This window comes from Flavobacterium sp. LAR06 (assembly GCF_041946075.1).
GTDB lineage: Bacteria > Bacteroidota > Bacteroidia > Flavobacteriales > Flavobacteriaceae > Flavobacterium.
In genome coordinates this window covers 158,908-175,413 of sequence record NZ_JAUTYT010000008.1, presented here as the reverse complement: position 1 = coordinate 175,413, position 16,506 = coordinate 158,908, and the positions used below count along the sequence as shown (strand labels likewise).

At 33.9% G+C, this 16,506-nt stretch carries 20 protein-coding genes; 15 read left to right on the top strand and 5 right to left on the bottom strand.

What is annotated here, in order from left to right:
• Positions 1-26: 26 nt before the first annotated feature.
• Together Q7C23_RS13460 and Q7C23_RS13455 are read right to left on the bottom strand one after the other, a co-directional pair.
• Positions 27-893: a chromate resistance protein ChrB domain-containing protein gene (locus Q7C23_RS13460; RefSeq protein WP_375033013.1), complete on the bottom strand. Its 867-nt coding sequence runs from the start codon at positions 891-893 to the stop codon at positions 27-29.
• Between the two features lie 9 nt (positions 894-902).
• Positions 903-1,286: a hypothetical protein gene (locus Q7C23_RS13455; RefSeq protein ID WP_375033012.1), complete on the bottom strand. Its 384-nt coding sequence runs from the start codon at positions 1,284-1,286 to the stop codon at positions 903-905.
• A 218-nt stretch (positions 1,287-1,504) separates the two neighbouring features.
• On the opposite strand from Q7C23_RS13455, the gene galA reads away from it, so the two are divergent.
• The 5 genes from galA to Q7C23_RS13430 all read left to right on the top strand — a co-directional run bounded on the left by galA (position 1,505) and on the right by Q7C23_RS13430 (position 7,659).
• Positions 1,505-4,327: a beta-galactosidase GalA gene (galA, locus tag Q7C23_RS13450; RefSeq protein WP_375033011.1), complete on the top strand. Its 2,823-nt coding sequence runs from the start codon at positions 1,505-1,507 to the stop codon at positions 4,325-4,327.
• Between the two features lie 190 nt (positions 4,328-4,517).
• Positions 4,518-5,390 carry a helix-turn-helix domain-containing protein gene (locus Q7C23_RS13445; RefSeq protein WP_375033010.1) on the top strand — a complete coding sequence of 291 codons (873 nt, stop codon included), beginning with the start codon at positions 4,518-4,520 and terminating at the stop codon, positions 5,388-5,390.
• 180 nt (positions 5,391-5,570) lie between these two features.
• On the top strand, positions 5,571-5,984 hold the full coding sequence (locus tag Q7C23_RS13440) for a cupin domain-containing protein (RefSeq protein WP_375033009.1): 414 nt from the start codon (positions 5,571-5,573) through the stop codon (positions 5,982-5,984).
• Between the two features lie 27 nt (positions 5,985-6,011).
• Entirely contained in the window at positions 6,012-6,416 is a 405-nt protein-coding gene (locus Q7C23_RS13435; protein ID WP_375033008.1) for a cupin domain-containing protein, read from the top strand.
• Positions 6,417-6,606: 190 nt separating this feature from the next.
• Positions 6,607-7,659: an NAD(P)-dependent alcohol dehydrogenase gene (locus Q7C23_RS13430; RefSeq protein ID WP_375033007.1), complete on the top strand. Its 1,053-nt coding sequence runs from the start codon at positions 6,607-6,609 to the stop codon at positions 7,657-7,659.
• A gap of 194 nt (positions 7,660-7,853) precedes the next feature.
• On the opposite strand, the gene Q7C23_RS13425 is transcribed toward Q7C23_RS13430, so the two are convergent.
• Entirely contained in the window at positions 7,854-8,441 is a 588-nt protein-coding gene (locus Q7C23_RS13425; RefSeq protein WP_375033006.1) for a DUF4142 domain-containing protein, read from the bottom strand.
• 292 nt (positions 8,442-8,733) lie between these two features.
• On the opposite strand from Q7C23_RS13425, the gene Q7C23_RS13420 reads away from it, so the two are divergent.
• The 6 genes from Q7C23_RS13420 (at position 8,734) to Q7C23_RS13395 (ending at position 12,243) form a co-directional block, all read left to right on the top strand.
• Positions 8,734-9,006, top strand: a complete 273-nt coding sequence (locus tag Q7C23_RS13420; protein ID WP_375033005.1) for a hypothetical protein — start codon at positions 8,734-8,736, stop codon at positions 9,004-9,006.
• A gap of 5 nt (positions 9,007-9,011) precedes the next feature.
• Positions 9,012-9,461: a hypothetical protein gene (locus tag Q7C23_RS13415; protein WP_375033004.1), complete on the top strand. Its 450-nt coding sequence runs from the start codon at positions 9,012-9,014 to the stop codon at positions 9,459-9,461.
• A 369-nt stretch (positions 9,462-9,830) separates the two neighbouring features.
• Positions 9,831-10,046, top strand: a complete 216-nt coding sequence (locus Q7C23_RS13410; RefSeq protein WP_375033003.1) for a Rho termination factor — start codon at positions 9,831-9,833, stop codon at positions 10,044-10,046.
• A 96-nt stretch (positions 10,047-10,142) separates the two neighbouring features.
• Positions 10,143-11,234, top strand: coding sequence for a DNA topoisomerase IB (locus tag Q7C23_RS13405; RefSeq protein ID WP_375033002.1), 1,092 nt, complete (start codon positions 10,143-10,145; stop codon positions 11,232-11,234).
• A 109-nt stretch (positions 11,235-11,343) separates the two neighbouring features.
• Positions 11,344-11,505, top strand: a complete 162-nt coding sequence (locus Q7C23_RS13400; RefSeq protein ID WP_194655776.1) for a DUF1328 domain-containing protein — start codon at positions 11,344-11,346, stop codon at positions 11,503-11,505.
• 93 nt (positions 11,506-11,598) lie between these two features.
• The gene (locus Q7C23_RS13395; protein WP_375033001.1) at positions 11,599-12,243 is read left to right on the top strand and encodes a DUF5661 family protein; all 645 of its coding nucleotides are present in this window, start codon (positions 11,599-11,601) and stop codon (positions 12,241-12,243) included.
• Positions 12,244-12,380: 137 nt separating this feature from the next.
• On the opposite strand, the gene Q7C23_RS13390 is transcribed toward Q7C23_RS13395, so the two are convergent.
• On the bottom strand, positions 12,381-12,893 hold the full coding sequence (locus Q7C23_RS13390) for a hypothetical protein (RefSeq protein WP_375033000.1): 513 nt from the start codon (positions 12,891-12,893) through the stop codon (positions 12,381-12,383).
• Between the two features lie 191 nt (positions 12,894-13,084).
• On the opposite strand from Q7C23_RS13390, the gene Q7C23_RS13385 reads away from it, so the two are divergent.
• The 3 genes from Q7C23_RS13385 to Q7C23_RS13375 all read left to right on the top strand — a co-directional run bounded on the left by Q7C23_RS13385 (position 13,085) and on the right by Q7C23_RS13375 (position 15,182).
• Positions 13,085-13,672, top strand: coding sequence for a ferritin-like domain-containing protein (locus Q7C23_RS13385; protein ID WP_375032999.1), 588 nt, complete (start codon positions 13,085-13,087; stop codon positions 13,670-13,672).
• Positions 13,673-13,749: 77 nt separating this feature from the next.
• On the top strand, positions 13,750-14,481 hold the full coding sequence (locus Q7C23_RS13380) for a DNA-formamidopyrimidine glycosylase family protein (protein ID WP_375032998.1): 732 nt from the start codon (positions 13,750-13,752) through the stop codon (positions 14,479-14,481).
• Positions 14,478-15,182, top strand: coding sequence for a DUF72 domain-containing protein (locus Q7C23_RS13375; protein WP_375032997.1), 705 nt, complete (start codon positions 14,478-14,480; stop codon positions 15,180-15,182). The genes Q7C23_RS13380 and Q7C23_RS13375 overlap by 4 nt, the downstream gene beginning before the upstream one ends.
• 92 nt (positions 15,183-15,274) lie before the next feature.
• Here Q7C23_RS13375 and Q7C23_RS13370 read toward each other — a convergent pair whose 3' ends face one another.
• Positions 15,275-15,778 carry a pyridoxamine 5'-phosphate oxidase family protein gene (locus Q7C23_RS13370; RefSeq protein WP_375032996.1) on the bottom strand — a complete coding sequence of 168 codons (504 nt, stop codon included), beginning with the start codon at positions 15,776-15,778 and terminating at the stop codon, positions 15,275-15,277.
• 255 nt (positions 15,779-16,033) lie between these two features.
• Here Q7C23_RS13370 and Q7C23_RS13365 point away from each other — a divergent pair, with 255 nt between their 5' ends.
• Positions 16,034-16,462: a response regulator gene (locus Q7C23_RS13365; protein WP_375032995.1), complete on the top strand. Its 429-nt coding sequence runs from the start codon at positions 16,034-16,036 to the stop codon at positions 16,460-16,462.
• The last annotated feature ends 44 nt before the right edge of the window (positions 16,463-16,506 follow it).

Below are 16,506 nucleotides of genomic sequence, written 5' to 3'. Positions count from 1 at the left end.
TAGACTTAGTAGATATAAATAGAACCTTATTTACCTTTTGTATCTGGTTTACTTTTTAGGGTATTTTTTCTATACGAAGAAGGATTTTTGCCTGTATGCAATTTGAAAATTCTTGTAAAATGACTTTGGTCTGAAAAGCCCGTCATATACGCGATTTCAGTCAATGTATAAGTGGAATTTTGAATGAGATTGATGGCTTTTTCGATACGAAGTTTTCTAACATATTCACCAAAATTCAAATCTTCAAAATACTTAGAAAATTCTCTGGATAGATAAGATGGATTGAGTTCTAAATCACTTGAGATTTTCTTAAGATCAAAAGCAAACTGAGTGTCAATTTGATCCTGAATGATTTCTTTTAGATCTTTAACCCACGAAGGTGTTTTTTTGTTTGATTTTTTTTCTGCTAAGAATTTGTTATAAACTTCATGGAGCAGATTCTCAAACGGACTATTTTGTAAATGATTTTGTTTGTACAAATGCGTTGCCCAACTATAAAGCGCATCATAAATAACCATTCCGCTTGCTAATAATTCGGCATCGTTGGTGATATTATGAGAAAGTCCGGCAGAAATGGCCCAGAGCCCAGCTGATTCTTTTGCAAGGTTATGTTGATCAGTATCAGCACCACGAACAATTTTTGCCAGTATTAAAATAGCAGGATCTTTAATTTCATGCTTTTTTACAATGTAGTCAAAAGTACATTCTTCGTTGTAATGGGTATATTCTACATTCGGAATATCAAACGGAATTGCATTTAATACTTCGGCTTTAGCCAAAACTTCATCAAAAGGAACATAAATAAACTCAGCATTCTGGTCGACAAATTTTTTGATTAGCCATGGGCACGCAATTCTATCAATTTTAGGTCTTTCTCTGGTTATCCATTTCATCGGCTATAGTTAATTCATTCCTTCCGTAATATCTCTAATACCTCCAAAACTGGTTTTTAGCAATTCTCTCACCTGAAATTGTGTCTTATTTCTGGTAATAGCATTCCATTCTTTAAAATCATAGACGTGAATTTGTTTCGCATACGGGTTGGTTACGAACGAAAGTCGTGAAATGGAATATTTAAAATATTTTAATTCGTGCGATATATGTCGGTTTGGGACCACGATAAGTATAGTTTCAAAGTTCAGAAAATTCTTTGGAATATCTTCTCTTTGAGTCAATCCAAGATGCTCAAAAAAGGCAATTATTTTTTGATCGTTTAATTTATCGATTTTGTCATCAATACGCTTAATGGTGCTAAGAAGCGTATTTTCGTCTTTTATAACACTCATAATACAATTTGGTTTTGTTAATTTCAATATAAAATTACATCAAAAGAACAAGATTTGCTCCAGAACCACTGATAGAATGATTCTAAATTTTTAACGTCTAATTTTCAAATATTATTGTTTGAGATAAAGATCATATTTTGATAAAATACTATTAATGTATACCGTTTTAAAACTCTAATTTTAGCTATTTGCTAATCATCTCTGTAAACCACATTTTCATGAAAACTATTTTTCCGAAGGAAATCCTATCCTGTTTTATTTTTTTGATTTCGTTTTGTACTTCGGCACAAATTAAATCAGAAAGAGAATTGGCCTTAATTGATAAAGACTGGCGTTTTTCGTTTGGACATTTATATCATACGAAAAAAGATTTTGGTCATGCCGAAGGCTATTTCTCTTATTTAACAAAGACTGGATTTGGCGATGGACCAGCAGCATCAGGTTTTGATGACCGAGCCTGGAGAAAATTAGATCTTCCGCACGATTGGGCTGTAGAACAATCGTTTAGTGAAAAAGCCAGTTACAGCCATGGATTTAAAACGGCTGGAAAAGGTTTTCCTGAAAAAAGCATTGGCTGGTATCGAAAAAAAATCAATATTCCAGAATCTGATAAAGGCAAAATCATTTCTCTGAAATTTAATGGTGTATTCAGAAATTCAAAAGTGTTTTTTAACGGCTATTTCCTCGGAACAGAAGAAAGCGGTTACAATGGTTTTGAATTCGATGTTTCGGCTTATGTGAATTATGGAGGAGAAAATACAATTGTGGTTCGGGTTGATGCCTCGATGGAAGAAGGCTGGTTTTATGAAGGTACGGGAATTTATCGCCATGTATATTTACAGAAAACAAATCCTATTCATGTTGTTGCAAATGGAACTTATGTGAAATCAGAAATAAAAGAGAATAATGCTGAAATTACTGCTGAAGTTACTATTGAAAATAAAGGAAACGATAAAGGTTCAATTGAGATTATTCAGTCTGTTTTTGATGCTAAAGGGAAACAAATCACTACTGTTTCTGAAAATGTTCAAACTCCGGATTTTTATAAAACAGCCAGTTCAACTTTAAAATTAAATTTAAAAAATCCATTATTGTGGGATATTGAGAACCCGAATTTATATCGTTTAGAAACTCAAATCAAACAAAACGGAAAGGTAATCGACAGTTATGAAACGCCTTTCGGAATAAGAACCATTCAATTTGATGCTGAAAAAGGTTTTTTTCTGAATGGAAAATCGGTGAAACTAAAAGGAACAAATAATCATCAGGATCATGCCGGAATTGGAACCGCTTTGCCAGATGAATTGCAGTATTACCGAATCAAAAAACTGAAAGAAATGGGTTCGAATGCCTATCGCTGTTCGCATCATCCGCCAACTCCGGAATTATTGAAAGCCTGCGATGAGCTAGGAATGTTGGTAATAGATGAAACCCGTTTAATGGGAATTAACGATTATCATTTGAATGATTTGAAGCGAATGATCGAGCGTGACCGTAACCATCCGAGTATCTTTTGTTGGTCGGTTGGAAATGAAGAATGGAATATTGAAGGAAATATTGTGGGTGAACGTGTTACCAATGTCATGCAGGGATTCGCGAAAAGTATTGATTCAACAAGACCTGTAACCGTTGGAATAAGCAGTGGTTTTAAAAGCGGAATATCTTCTGTTGTTGAAATTATGGGTTATAATTATTTAGGAAACGGAGATATCGATGCACACCGAAACGAATTCAAAAACCAACCCGGAATGGGAACAGAGGAAGGTTCGACTTTTGCAACGCGAGGTGTTTATTTTACAGATGATGCCAAACATTACCAAAGTGCTTATGATAAAAAACCGCGTCCGAGTTTTTACAGTATTGAAGAAGGATGGAAATTTTATGCGGAAAGACCTTATTTGGCCGGAGTGTTTTTTTGGACAGGTTTTGATTATCGTGGTGAACCAACTCCTTATGGATGGCCATCGGTGACTTCTTATTTTGGAATGATGGATGTTTGCGGTTTCCCAAAAGACAATGTATTTTATTTGAAATCCTGGTGGGGAACTGAACCTGTTTTACACATTCTGCCACATTGGAATTGGAGCGGAATGGAAAGAAAAGAAATCGACGTTTGGGCGTATTCAAATTGTGATGAAGTGGAGCTTTTTCTAAATAAAAAAAGTCTCGGAAAAAAGAAAATGGAGCTAAATGGTCATTTAGAATGGAAGGTAAAATACGAAGCCGGAACTTTGGAAGCAGTTGGTTATAAAAATGATAAAAAGGTTTTGACTGAAGTTCAAAAAACAACAGGAAATCCGGAAAAAATAAAACTTTCTGTTGATAAAGAAAATCTTCTAAACTCAAATGTTGTGGTGGTAACGGCCGAAATGACCGATAAAAAAGGATTGCATATTCCAACAGCAAACGACGAAATTACGTTTTCCATTAAAGGTGGGAAAATCCTTGGAGTCGGAAATGGGAACCCAACTTCATTAGAGTGTGATAAATTTATTGATAATATTGAGCTTTCTGCTATAAATAATTTTAAAGAGAAAAAATTAGCTTCAGCAGATCTTCCAGATAAAATTCAGGATGATTCTGATGCAGAGTGGAGTGCTGCTTTTAAAGACAGGGATTATAAAAAACAAGCTCCAGCATATGTTTATAAAGGAGATTTTGAGTTAAAAAACAATTCAGATTCTAATATCGTAACATTCTTCTACAAGAAAATCGGAAAGGAAACAATAGTTTTTGTAAACGGAAATAAAGTCGAACAAAATGCAGCTGATGTTCAAAAATACATTTTAAATAAAGCCATTTTAAAAGAAGGAAAAAATACAATTTATATTGCAACAACACCATTACAAAAAGTTAAAGACTGGGATATAATGAACACTGATCCCGGAATTATTCAGATTGTAACTCCGGCAGAACCCTGGAAAAGAAAACTCTTCAACGGATATGCACAAATCATCATCCAAAAAGATGAAAACGTAAAAGAAGTAGTTTTATCTGCTATGGCGACAAGTTTAAAATCTGGAGTTTTAATAGTTAAGTGATTTTTAACCGCAAGGGTCGCTAAGATCTACGCAAAGAACGCAAGGAAAAAACTTTGCGACTTTGCGAGATTATTTCGTTCCAAAAAAAAAAGTTTAGCGACCTTTGCGGTTAAGCCCGCCCAAAACCTGAAACTTGAAACCTGAAACAAAATAAATATATTTTTTTATTTGATTTTCATAACTTTGCATAATGAAAGAGCAATTAGATTTTCAGGCTTCAGAAGTTGGTATAAATGATTTGAAGCTAAAAGGTTTTAAAGTATACGAAATCAATGGTGATGTTAGTAAAATTCCAACCTATAACCGTAGGGATTTTTACAAAATTTGCATCAATACCAGCAAAAGTCTCATACATTATGCTGATCGCGGCATAGAAGTCGACGGAACTATTTTGTTTTTCGGAAATCCGCATATTCCATATTCATGGGATATTATTTCCCCTTCGTATGAAGGTTTTGCCTGTGTTTTTACTGAAGATTTTTTGAAGGTAAATGATCGATCAGCAAGTCTTCATGAATCGCCATTGTTTAAAATAGGCGGAACACCAATTTTTTCGTTATTGCCTGAACAAAAGTTGTTTATAGATTCGTTATTCCAAAAAATGATCGAAGAACAGGAAACAGATTATGTTTTTAAAGATGATTTAATCCGCAATTATATCAATTTGATTCTGCATGAGTCGATGAAAATGCAGCCTTCTGAAAACTTTTTTAAACATAAAAATGCTTCTTCGAGAATCACTTCATTGTTTCTGGAACTTTTAGAAAGACAATTTCCGGTAGAAACAAAAGATCAACCACTGATTTTGAAAACTCCGCAAGATTACGCGCAAAGCCTTGCAGTACACGTAAATCACCTCAATCGTTCGGTAAAAGAAGTTACCGGAAAACCGACTACGGCACATATTACAGAACGAATTATCAGCGAAGCCAAAGCTTTATTGCAACATACAGACTGGAGCATTGCAGACATCGGTTACTCACTCGGATTCGAATATCCAAGCTATTTTAATAATTACTTTAAAAGACTTACAGGGACAATTCCTAAATCGTTAAGAATGTAAATTGTTTCATATTCTTAATTTTTTGTTTGATTATCATTATCTCTGGTCAGTTTTACCAAGTAAATTTGCATCGAAATAATTAGTATTAATCATTTATTGGTTCTTAAACCTAAATCTACCTTCTTAAAGCACATCCTTGCTTTTCGGATTTGGTTGTTCCGATAGTAAAAACAAATAATTATGAAAATTTCAGAAAATCAATTAAACGAAATTTTTCCTAAAGGCGATTTGGCTTCGGCTGATTACTTTACAGGAAAAGCCTGGGTTAAAATGCTGGTGCCAAACGACCCGGTTTTAAATACTACAGTTGGTAACGTTGTTTTCGAACCCGGCGCAAGAAACAACTGGCACACTCATCCCGGCGGACAAATCCTGATCGTAACACATGGAACAGGATTTTATCAGGAAGTTGGAAAACCTATTCAGCTGCTACAAGTGGGTGATGTTGTCAATATTCCGCCCGATCTTAAACACTGGCACGGCGCTTCTCCAGATAGCGAATTCACTCACATCGCAATAAGTACTAATACCCAAACAGGAATTGTAGATTGGTTAGAACCTGTAACTGACGAGCAATACAATAGCTTTCAATAAATACTAACTCCAAAAAATAAATCAGTCATGTCAACAAATTATACCACTGTTATCGAAGAAGGAAAAGTCCCGAATACGTATATGACGGGCGAAGTATCTTATAAAAAACAAACCAGCAATATTCATCCCGAAAATACAATGATTAAGGAAGTTACTTTTGAGCCTTGTGCAAGAAGTAATTGGCATATTAATTCAAGTCTGCATATGCTCATTGCAAAAGAAGGAGTAGGGTATTATCAGGAAAAAGGAAGCGCAGTTCGCCTGATTCATAAAGACGAAGTGATTACCATTTTGCCGGGAATCGAGCATTGGTATGGCGCAACCCCGTTTAGAAAATTTTCTTATTTAGCTATTATTACCGAGATAGACAAAGGCCACGGATTATGGCTTGATAGCGTTACAGATAAAGAATATCACAGTTTTGGGAGTTAGAGGAATTTGGTAATTTGTCAATTAGATAATTAGATAATTAGATAATTAGATAATTCTGGACTTACCTGACCACAATCTTGTCGTCCCGACAATAGAGAATCCGTTCCTATAAGTTGCCAATCTTTGCGACTTAGTGCCTTTGTGGCTATTAACCTGAAACCTGAAACTTGAAACAAAAAAAACTTAAAACATGGAAATAAAAAATGTAAAAGCCTTTGGTACAGAAGCTGCTGAGGCACCATTAAAAAAATTAGACATCAAACGAAGAGCGGTACAGGCGCATGACGTAGAAATAGAAATTTTATATTGCGGAATTTGTCACTCCGATTTACATTCGGCGAGAAACGAGTGGCATGGCACTGTTTATCCAATTGTTCCCGGACATGAAATTGTAGGGAGAGTGGTAAAAGTAGGAGAGCATGTAAAGAATTTCACAGTAGGTCAATTAGCTGGAGTAGGCTGTATGGTTGATTCTTGTAGAGAATGTGAGCATTGCAAAAATGATTTAGAGCAATTCTGTGACGAAGGAAATATATTAACGTTCAATTCACCTGACAAACATTTAGGCGGACAAACTTTTGGAGGCTATTCACAAAGTATTGTAGTTGATGAGAATTATGTATTGCATATTTCAGACAAATTAGATCTCGCCGGAGTTGCACCGTTGTTATGTGCAGGAATCACAACGTATTCTCCGTTAAGACACTGGAAAGTTGGTCCTGGTCAAAAAGTGGGAATTGTTGGAATCGGTGGTTTAGGCCATATGGGAATCAAATTGGCTAAAGCAATGGGCGCTCATGTAGTGGTTTTCACTACATCATTATCTAAAACCGAAGATGCAAAACGTCTGGGTGCAGATGAAGTTGTTTTATCTACAGATCCGGAACAAATGGCAAAACATGCTAAAACGTTGCACTTTATTTTAGATTGCGTATCGGCTGAACATAATATCGATTCGTATTTAAATTTACTTAAGGTAGACGGAAATCTGGTACTAGTTGGCGCTCCTATGGATCCGCTTCCGGTAACTTCATTCAGTTTAATTTTAGGAAGAAGAAGTTTCGCAGGATCTGCCATCGGTGGAATCAAAGAAACTCAGGAAATGCTTGATTTCTGTGCAGAACACAATATCACCGCAGATATTGAAGTTATTGGCGTAAATGAAGTAAATGACGCTTACGAAAGATTATTAAAAGGTGATATTAAGTATCGCTTTGTGATTGATATGGAGTCTTTGAAATAGGTTCAAAGGATCAAAGGATCAGAGGTTCAAAGTTTTTTTTAAATGTGTTTATTTTTGGGATGCTATGAATTACCACAGAGAGTAAACCTTTGAACCTCTGCAACTTTGCAGCTTCAAAAAAAAAAGAAACCCCTTAAGCAATTCAACTCTTAAGGGGTTTTTAAAATAAATAATAATAACCAATTAAATTTATTTTACTTTTTGTCTAAATTTTGTTTTAGCAATTTGGCGTGCTCTAAATGCGCGGTCAATCCGGCAATATTATTAGAAGCCCACGTTTTAACATCTTGATCTTTTGCATCTTTAGAAGCTTCTTCAAGTTTTTTGATCGCTTTTTCGTGACCATCGATCATCATGTCAGCGAATTTTTTATCAAAATCCACTCCTGATTTTTCGTTTAATTTTTTGTATTCTTCCTGACCGTCTTCAGTAAGAGAAGTAGGTAAGGTGAAGTTTTTTGCTTTAGCCAAAGCACTAACTTCAGAAGCCGATTTAGTATGTTCGTCAACTAACATTTTTCCGAATTTTTTCACTTCAGGATTGGTACTTTTAGTTTGAGCTAATTTTCCAATTTCGATTTCAGCTAAATTAATTTCAGTCTGATCTACTAAAAACTCAGAATCATCTTCTTTACTATCTATAGAGTCAAATTTTGCCTCATTTGCATCTTCTGCTACTTCTTTTGGATCTTCTTGTTTAGGTTCATTTTTACAAGAATTCAAGAATATAATGATTAGTCCTGCTCCTAAAATTACTTTTCCGGCTAATAGTATCTTTTTCATGATTTTATAGTTTAAAGGTTATGATGTAAAATTATTCAGATTGAGTAAGAATGTCTTACAGCATTATTAAATAATGTTACAGGATTTCAAGATTATGGAAAATTTTTATCAATTGCGGTTTTCCGTAAGGAAGTGTACTATTTAAATGATAATCTTTGAAAAACAGAATTCTAATTTAAATAAAATCAAAAAAAATGATTAATGTTATTTTATGGTTGATATCAACTATAGTGATTATCTTGGGAAACCTTTAGAAGAGGGTTTAATCTAATGCTAGATTTAAAGTACATTTATGAAAATATTAAAAATAATCGCAGGCTACGTTTTATTGTTTTTTGCCGGGTTTATAACTTTAGCAACAATAAGAGCATTTTTTAGTTCCTTAATGGATGCCTCAGTCGAATTTCAGAAATCCAAGTCGGACGGTATTGCATTTTTTTTGGGAGGCCTGGTTGTAATTGTTCTTGCCATTTTATTAATCAAATATCTATGGAAAACCGGAAATAGATTAATTGGAAAGAAAAATAATGTATCTCTTGATGATATAGGGAAAGTTGAGTCCTAACTTAAATGAAAAAACTACTAATAAGATTTGTAATTCCAATCACCATGATTTCCTTTCTTGGAGGAACAAAATGGTGGTATGTTGACGTTATTGACGGGACAGATGGAATCATGCACGGTTTTCCTTTAATTTATCAATCGTGGGGTTTTCACACATCATTATCAAATCAATATTTTTTCTTAGAATTTTTATTTGATGTATTGTGTTATTTTGTTTTCTGGACATTTGTTTTTTATCTTATAAAGAAAATATTCAAAACAATAAAAACTAAAAAGTTAATTTCGATATTCTTATATACGATTGCAGGAATTATATTAATGCTTCAAATGCTTTTTGTAGTAGATCCTACCAATATATTTAAGATCAGAAGAGGTTTTGATATTGAGGTAAAGGAAACGGGATGGAATTTTTTTTGGCAGCATGATCAAAGACCAGAAAAAAATAATGACAATTAAGTAATTTATCCAACACAATCATATCCTTTTGTAATAAGTTGTTTATTATGCTTTCGGGTTTTTAATAATTTTTTCTTTAGGAATAAAAGCACCACTTAATTACTCGGTTTTCTATTCGGCTGCAGCTGCTTTTTGCTTTGAGTTATGAAAGGAAAATATCTCGAAATTGATTTATATCTTCAAAATAAATAACTACCATTAACTATAAACCTAAAAATCCCAATTCGAGTGAATTGGGATTTTTTTATGCTTCAGATTTAGAGTTAATTATGAAAGTTATTGCAAGAATTGTATAACGCCAAAAGGCTTCTTATAAACGAATTTTGATATACACCAAACAGATAGATAACCAAACCTAAATTTTTAATCATGCATGCAAGTACTAAAAGCGACTATCACGGACTTTTAAAGGAAGGATCAGAGCGGGTTTCTAAAAAGAGAAGTTCTGATGCAAAGGTTGAAAAGACAAAACCGTATGAAGAATGGACCAAAGAGGAATTATATCAGGAAGCAATAAAAGCGGGTATTCCGGGACGTTCTTACATGAGTAAAAAGAATTTGATTTATTCTTTGAAGAAATATTAAAAATACTGCCACAGATTTTAATGGTAATGAAAGTAGAATACCTTTTAAATCTGTGGCTACAACATCCGCGTGACGGGAAATAAAAATCGAATAAACATGAATGCAACCACAATAGCTAAAGCTGAAAAATTAGTGAAGCAATTAATTAAAACGCCACATCTGGTGTTGGAAAAATTGGATTTAGTATATATAAACAATCAGCAATTGACAATTGAAAGATGCAAATGTGAAGAAGGTTTTATTTATAAAAAAAAGGGTCGTTGTATTAAGCAAAAAAGCGAATTAAAACGCATAAGTAGTTTGGTTTTACCACCGGCCTGGCAAAACGTACAAATTTCAGATTTGCCAAATGCGCATTTACAAGCGGTTGGTTTAGACGATAGAAACAGAAAACAATACAGATATCATCCGAAGTGGAATTTGATCAGAAATCAGACTAAGTTTTACAAAATAGCAGAATTTGGCTCAAAATTACCTTCGATAAGAAAACAGGTTGATAAAGATTTAGAACAAAAAGAATGGGGAAGAGAGAAGGTAGTGGCTTTAGTAATTCGATTGATGGAAGAAACCCATATCAGAATTGGGAATGAGAAGTACGTCAAGGATAATAAATCGTACGGATTATCAACTTTGCGAAAACGCCATATTAACATTGATAAAAATTCACTCCGATTTGAATTTGTCGGAAAGAAGGGAATTCAGCATACCATTACAACCAAAAATAAAAAACTTATAAAATTAGTAAGTCGATGTGAAGAAATTCCGGGTTGGGAAGTTTTTAAATATTACGATCGAAATGGTGAAAAGAAGGTTTTAGACAGCCATATGGTCAATGAATATTTGCACAGTATTTCTGGTGAATATTTTAGTGCAAAAGACTTTAGAACCTGGTCTGCGTCGATAATATTTTTTGAAACCCTAATGGAAATCGGAACCACATCAGACGAAAAAGAAATAAAAAAGAATATTCTGGAAGCCTATGATATTACAGCAGAGGCGTTAGGAAATACAAGGAACGTTTGCAAGAATTATTACGTTCATCCTTTATTGGTTTCAACTTATGAAGACGGTTCAATTCAGCACTATTTTGATAGAGTTAAAAAAAGCCGCAGCAATCAGAAATACTTTTCGAGAACCGAAATCGCTTTTTCTGAATTAATACAAAATTATCAGCTCAATTTATTGTAAGCCAGTACTAATAGAGCTATAAATATAACGTTTAGAGTTAATGTTTTTCTCTTAAAAACATGAAATTTGAGTAACAAACAAAAATCATATTAATTTAAAAATCAAGCTTATGTTACGTTGGACAGTCATTTTTATTATTCTAGCCATAGTGGCCGGAATATTCGGTTTCGGTGGAATCGCCGCCGGAGCAGCAAGTATAGCTAAAGTATTATTTTTTATATTCATTGTATTATTTCTTCTTTCGCTTATTGGCGGCCGCAGAAGTATTTAGTCTATATAGCTCAGTAAATTAAATAACGAACTTGAAACGACACATATACTTCGGTAAATGTGTCGTTTATATTTTTAAAATAAAAGAAATACTATGGGAACACAAAGCGGTGCTTATCAGGATGTTTACATCAAAAGAGAAGACGAAATGGTAAGTTTAAAAAATGATGTAACAGATTTTTGTGAGAAGTATATAAAACCTGTTCATCCTAAAAATTGGGATTGGTCGGTTCGTGATTTTGAGAATCCGGAAAATGATCCAACCATCGATGAAGCGAGAGCAATAGGGAATGTGGTTTATAATGATTTGAAAAAGAAGGGGACGGATGTTGATCTCTCAACAATGAATAACGTAAAAGCAATTGAAGCCTATTTGAATCCGAAGAGCAAACATGAAGCATTTAATATGGAAGAATTCGCTTTTGCCTTAAAAGTAGAACTCGAACACGGAAGAATTAAAGAGGTGAATGTTACCAACAACCATCCGTTTTTAACGGCCATGATCGCATTGGCACATATGACCGAGAGTCTTACGTATTACAAAAGATTAAAAGTGATGGAAGCTGAGGGTGAAATTTATGAAATCATGCGTAAAATTCAGGCTTCGGATGTTGGAAAAGAGGAATGGTATAAAGAATTAGGCAAAGCCGAACTGGAATTAAACGAAGCTAGAGCCGGACTCGCAGAACGCCTGGAGAAAATGGATGACATTCCGACTTTTGAGAAAATTGGGGATTAGTTTCTTAAGCTTTATTTCACGCAGAATTGAAGAGATTTGAGCAGATTTAAATCTTTTTAATCCTTTAATTTGTGGCATTAAAAAATAAAAAAACCGTTAAGTAATTAACGGTTTTCTTGTTTTTAGCCTTTCTGAGTTTAAAATTTTCGAGGATCATTTGCAGGATAGTCCTCTTCAGAATCTTCTTCTTCGATTTCTTCCTGTTCAAAGTCATCGTCCTCATCTTCGTCATCCGGATCAATATCTTCCAGATCATCAACTTCATTAAAATCACCATCTTCACGTTCACGAACATCTGAAGGATTATCTAATTCATCTACAGCAGGGTCAAGATCTTCGTCTACAGCATCATCATATAAATCATCGCTAGTATGTATTAGATCTTTTTCTGAGTGAAAATCATCGTCCAAATCTTCGATATCCTTCTTGTCATAAACCATTTCGTCCGGATTTATTCCATCAGGATTGTGTCCATTTCTAACGGTGTAGCCGCGTTCTGCCATTACTGCATTATCATCGTCAGTTTCTTTCATTTCGTCGATATCATACAGTTCTTCATTCATAAGTCTGTTTTTATCGGCAGTATTTAGATTTTGGTTTCTTGGATCTCTATTACTGGTTGTACTGTTTTTTTGTTCTGTAGTATTCATGATATAAAGTTTTATAGTATTAGTATTATACAAATCTAATCACGAAGGCAACCGATTTCTTTATAGGATTGTAAGTTGTAATTGTATAATTAACAGGTGTTTAGAATAGAACGAAATCAAACAATGATATAACTAAACCGAAACTGCGATACCTAATTTTATCTCATATTAATCCATATAAATTTATTATTATGAAAACCGCAACGAATAAAAAAGAAACTACAAAGTCTAAAGCAACTGCAAAAACGACTTCAAAAACAGGAGTTACAAAACCAAAGTCTGATGCAGCATCAGGATTAACGGAATTATTTGAAGATGGCCTTAAAGACATTTACTGGGCAGAAAAAGCTTTAACAAAAGCGCTTCCTAAAATGGCTAAAAATGCTACATCACCAGAACTTATTGATGCCCTAAACAATCATTTAACTGAGACAGAAGGACAAATTAGTCGTTTAGAGCAGGTTTTTGAGCTTGCAGGACAGAAAGCTGTTGCAAAAAAATGCGATGCAATGGCGGGCTTAATTGAAGAAGGAAACGGAATTCTGGAAGAAACTGAAATTGGTGTTGTTCGTGATGCCGGAATCATTGCCGCTTGCCAGAAAATCGAACATTATGAAATTGCTACTTACGGCACGCTAAGACAATTTGCAGAAACTTTGGGTATGGAAGAAGCTGCTTCTTTATTAGAGCAAACACTTGAAGAAGAAAAAGCTGCCGATAAAGCGCTGACAATTGTGGCTGTTAATGCCGTAAACTTTGAAGCTGCAGAGGCAGACTAGATTTTATTTTGATACAAGAAAAGAAAAGTGCAGTCTATAAAACTGCACTTTTTAGTTTATAATTTAAAAGCCACATTATGCCCGAAGGTCCGTCTATAGTGATATTAAAAGAAGAAGTACAACAATTTACAGGAAAAAAGATACTTGACGTTTCCGGAAATAGTTCTATTGATATTCAGTGTCTAAAAGATAAAACCATACAGGAATTTAAAACCTGGGGAAAACACTTTTTAGTTTGTTTTGATGGATTTACAGTAAAGATTCATATGCTGATGTTTGGAACGTATAGAGTTAATGAACGAAAGGAAACTAAACCGAGATTAAGGCTGGTGTTTTCTGATGGAGAAATTAATTTTTATACCTGTTCCATTAAAATTCTGGAAGGGGATATTGATGCTATCTATGATTGGAGCGAAGATGTAATGAATGAAAATTGGGATCCCAAAAAAGCAAAACAAAGTCTGGAAAAAAATCCAAATGAAATGATTTGTGATGCGATTTTAGATCAGAAGATATTTGCAGGAGTAGGAAACATTATTAAAAATGAAGTTTTGTACCGATGCCATATTCATCCGGAGTCTTTAGTTGGTAAAATTCCGTTTCATCATCTGAATGAAATTATTTCTGAATGCTCTATTTATAGTTTTGAATTTCTGTACTGGAAGAAAAAAAATGAATTGAAAAAGCATTGGGAAGCTTATACGAAAACAGTATGCCTGCGTTGCAATTTACCTATGATAAGAAAACACACTGGTCAACGAAATCGGCGAAGTTTTTTCTGTACTAACTGTCAACAATTATACACATGAAAAATGAAATTAAAATAGGATGCTCAAGCTTTAATAACCGATTTTGGAAAGGCATTTTCTATCCCGAAAATCTGCCCACTGCCAAATGGTTTGATTATTATTGCCAGCACTTTAATACTTACGAGTTTAATGGTAGTTTTTATCGATTTCCCACTGTAAAAGTATTTGAAAACTGGTATAATAAAGCACCGGAAAACTTTACATTTTCGGTAAAAGCGCACAAAGAAATTACACATATCAAAAAGTTTATTAATTGCGAAGATTTACTTTCTGAATTTTATCAAATTTGTAAGTCGGGTTTTAAGGAAAAACTCGGTGCAGTTTTATTTCAGTTTCCGCCTAGTTATAAATTCAGTCCTGAAAATCTTCAGTTAATCATTCAAAACCTGAATACGGAGTTCAAAAACGTAATTGAGTTTCGTCATGAAAGCTGGTGGATTCCCGAAGTTTGGGAGGCCTTTTTAGCAAACAATATTACGTTTTGCAGTGTGAGCTATCCAAATTTACCCAAAACTGTTTTTACAAATTTTCCTTTGGTTTATGTTAGATTTCACGGTATTCCGAAATTGTTTTATTCGAGATATGATGCTGAAGAATTACTTCAGATAAAAAAAGAAATAGTCTTAAAACCAGGTTTTGTGTATTTTAATAATACGGCAAGCGAGGCTGGGATTTTGAATGCTTTGGAGTTTAAGGGGTAGTCTAACCGCAAAGCTCGCAAAGGGTTTGCAAAGGACACAAGGATAGTATTAATCTTTGCGAACCTTTGCGAGCTTTGCGGTTAAATATAAACTTATTCCAAAGTTAAAGTTCCTTCAATCCCATCATCCATAGTTTTTCCGGTAACATAGGCAGCTGCCATTTTTGCAATAGCCACCATCGAACCGTTTTTGTTATTCCAATAATAACCATCTTCAGGAATAACTTTAATTACACTTAAGTTTGGATCATCTACGCCGCCTGGCATCCATACTTTTACAATTGGATCATACAATTCCTTAATCGTATCTCTATCGTAAGAAATAGATGCAGTCCCATGTAAAGTAAGAAACTTATCATGTGGTTCAGAAAAGAAAATTTCAACTTGTGGATTCTGGCTGATTTCTGCATTCTGACTGCTGTTTCTGTCTGATAAAAACCAAAGCTGGCCTAGGTCGTCAATTTTCTGAACAGACATTGGACGCGATTGTAATCTGTATTCATTGTACGTACAAAACATACACGTTTTTATGTTTTCTGCAAGATCTTTTATTTTATCTACAGCAAATTCGTTTGTAAGGTCTTTATGATCTCCCATGACTTTTATATTTAGTTATTTAATGCTAAAACAGTAATGCAAAACTCTTATCTAAGGCGAGTTATGGCACAATGTTTCAGGTTTAATTTTATATAAGTAAAATTGCTTTTTCTAAATTATTTTCGGTTACATAATTTGTATTATTACTTATGAGATTACAACTACTAATTTTTTCATTTCATGGCTTGTAGAGAAGCTAATAAATCGATAAATTTGAAGTATCTTTGAAAAAAATAAATCGTTTCACTAAACACCATGACAGATTTGAAGATATTTTACACGGATGATGATGAGGACGATTTGAGCATTTTTGCTGATGCCATAGCGTTATTACCAGAAAAAATACAACTTAAAACTTACAACGGAGGTGATAAATTACTATCTGCAATTTATAATCCGCCACCAACGCCGCATATCATTTTTTTAGATCTGAATATGCCCGGAAAAAATGGTTTTGATATTTTGACAGAAATAAGAAACTCAGATAAAAAAGACATTCCAGTTGTCATTTTCTCAACTTCAAACGAACCCGGTATTATTGAAAAATGTCGTTCATTAGGCGCTAATTTATTTATAACTAAGCCTGTTGAAATGAAGGATATTGTAAAATCTATAGAACACGCATTACAAATCAATTGGGCAGAATTTGTTCCGGACACTAAAAGTTTCGTTTACAAATCGTAAAGAATAAAAAGAATTTAAAACTCTATATAAAAACACATAAGCAC

Excerpts from the sequence above, each read along its gene's own strand:
- Q7C23_RS13460 (WP_375033013.1), bottom strand. The coding sequence starts at position 893 with ATGAAATGGATAACCAGAGAAAGACCTAAAATTGATAGAATTGCGTGC.
- Q7C23_RS13455 (WP_375033012.1), bottom strand. The coding sequence starts at position 1,286 with ATGAGTGTTATAAAAGACGAAAATACGCTTCTTAGCACCATTAAGCGT.
- galA (WP_375033011.1), top strand. The coding sequence starts at position 1,505 with ATGAAAACTATTTTTCCGAAGGAAATCCTATCCTGTTTTATTTTTTTG.
- Q7C23_RS13445 (WP_375033010.1), top strand. The coding sequence starts at position 4,518 with ATGAAAGAGCAATTAGATTTTCAGGCTTCAGAAGTTGGTATAAATGAT.
- Q7C23_RS13440 (WP_375033009.1), top strand. The coding sequence starts at position 5,571 with ATGAAAATTTCAGAAAATCAATTAAACGAAATTTTTCCTAAAGGCGAT.
- Q7C23_RS13435 (WP_375033008.1), top strand. The coding sequence starts at position 6,012 with ATGTCAACAAATTATACCACTGTTATCGAAGAAGGAAAAGTCCCGAAT.
- Q7C23_RS13430 (WP_375033007.1), top strand. The coding sequence starts at position 6,607 with ATGGAAATAAAAAATGTAAAAGCCTTTGGTACAGAAGCTGCTGAGGCA.
- Q7C23_RS13425 (WP_375033006.1), bottom strand. The coding sequence starts at position 8,441 with ATGAAAAAGATACTATTAGCCGGAAAAGTAATTTTAGGAGCAGGACTA.
- Q7C23_RS13420 (WP_375033005.1), top strand. The coding sequence starts at position 8,734 with ATGAAAATATTAAAAATAATCGCAGGCTACGTTTTATTGTTTTTTGCC.
- Q7C23_RS13415 (WP_375033004.1), top strand. The coding sequence starts at position 9,012 with ATGAAAAAACTACTAATAAGATTTGTAATTCCAATCACCATGATTTCC.
- Q7C23_RS13410 (WP_375033003.1), top strand. The coding sequence starts at position 9,831 with ATGCATGCAAGTACTAAAAGCGACTATCACGGACTTTTAAAGGAAGGA.
- Q7C23_RS13405 (WP_375033002.1), top strand. The coding sequence starts at position 10,143 with ATGAATGCAACCACAATAGCTAAAGCTGAAAAATTAGTGAAGCAATTA.
- Q7C23_RS13400 (WP_194655776.1), top strand. The coding sequence starts at position 11,344 with ATGTTACGTTGGACAGTCATTTTTATTATTCTAGCCATAGTGGCCGGA.
- Q7C23_RS13395 (WP_375033001.1), top strand. The coding sequence starts at position 11,599 with ATGGGAACACAAAGCGGTGCTTATCAGGATGTTTACATCAAAAGAGAA.
- Q7C23_RS13390 (WP_375033000.1), bottom strand. The coding sequence starts at position 12,893 with ATGAATACTACAGAACAAAAAAACAGTACAACCAGTAATAGAGATCCA.
- Q7C23_RS13385 (WP_375032999.1), top strand. The coding sequence starts at position 13,085 with ATGAAAACCGCAACGAATAAAAAAGAAACTACAAAGTCTAAAGCAACT.
- Q7C23_RS13380 (WP_375032998.1), top strand. The coding sequence starts at position 13,750 with ATGCCCGAAGGTCCGTCTATAGTGATATTAAAAGAAGAAGTACAACAA.
- Q7C23_RS13375 (WP_375032997.1), top strand. The coding sequence starts at position 14,478 with ATGAAAAATGAAATTAAAATAGGATGCTCAAGCTTTAATAACCGATTT.
- Q7C23_RS13370 (WP_375032996.1), bottom strand. The coding sequence starts at position 15,778 with ATGGGAGATCATAAAGACCTTACAAACGAATTTGCTGTAGATAAAATA.
- Q7C23_RS13365 (WP_375032995.1), top strand. The coding sequence starts at position 16,034 with ATGACAGATTTGAAGATATTTTACACGGATGATGATGAGGACGATTTG.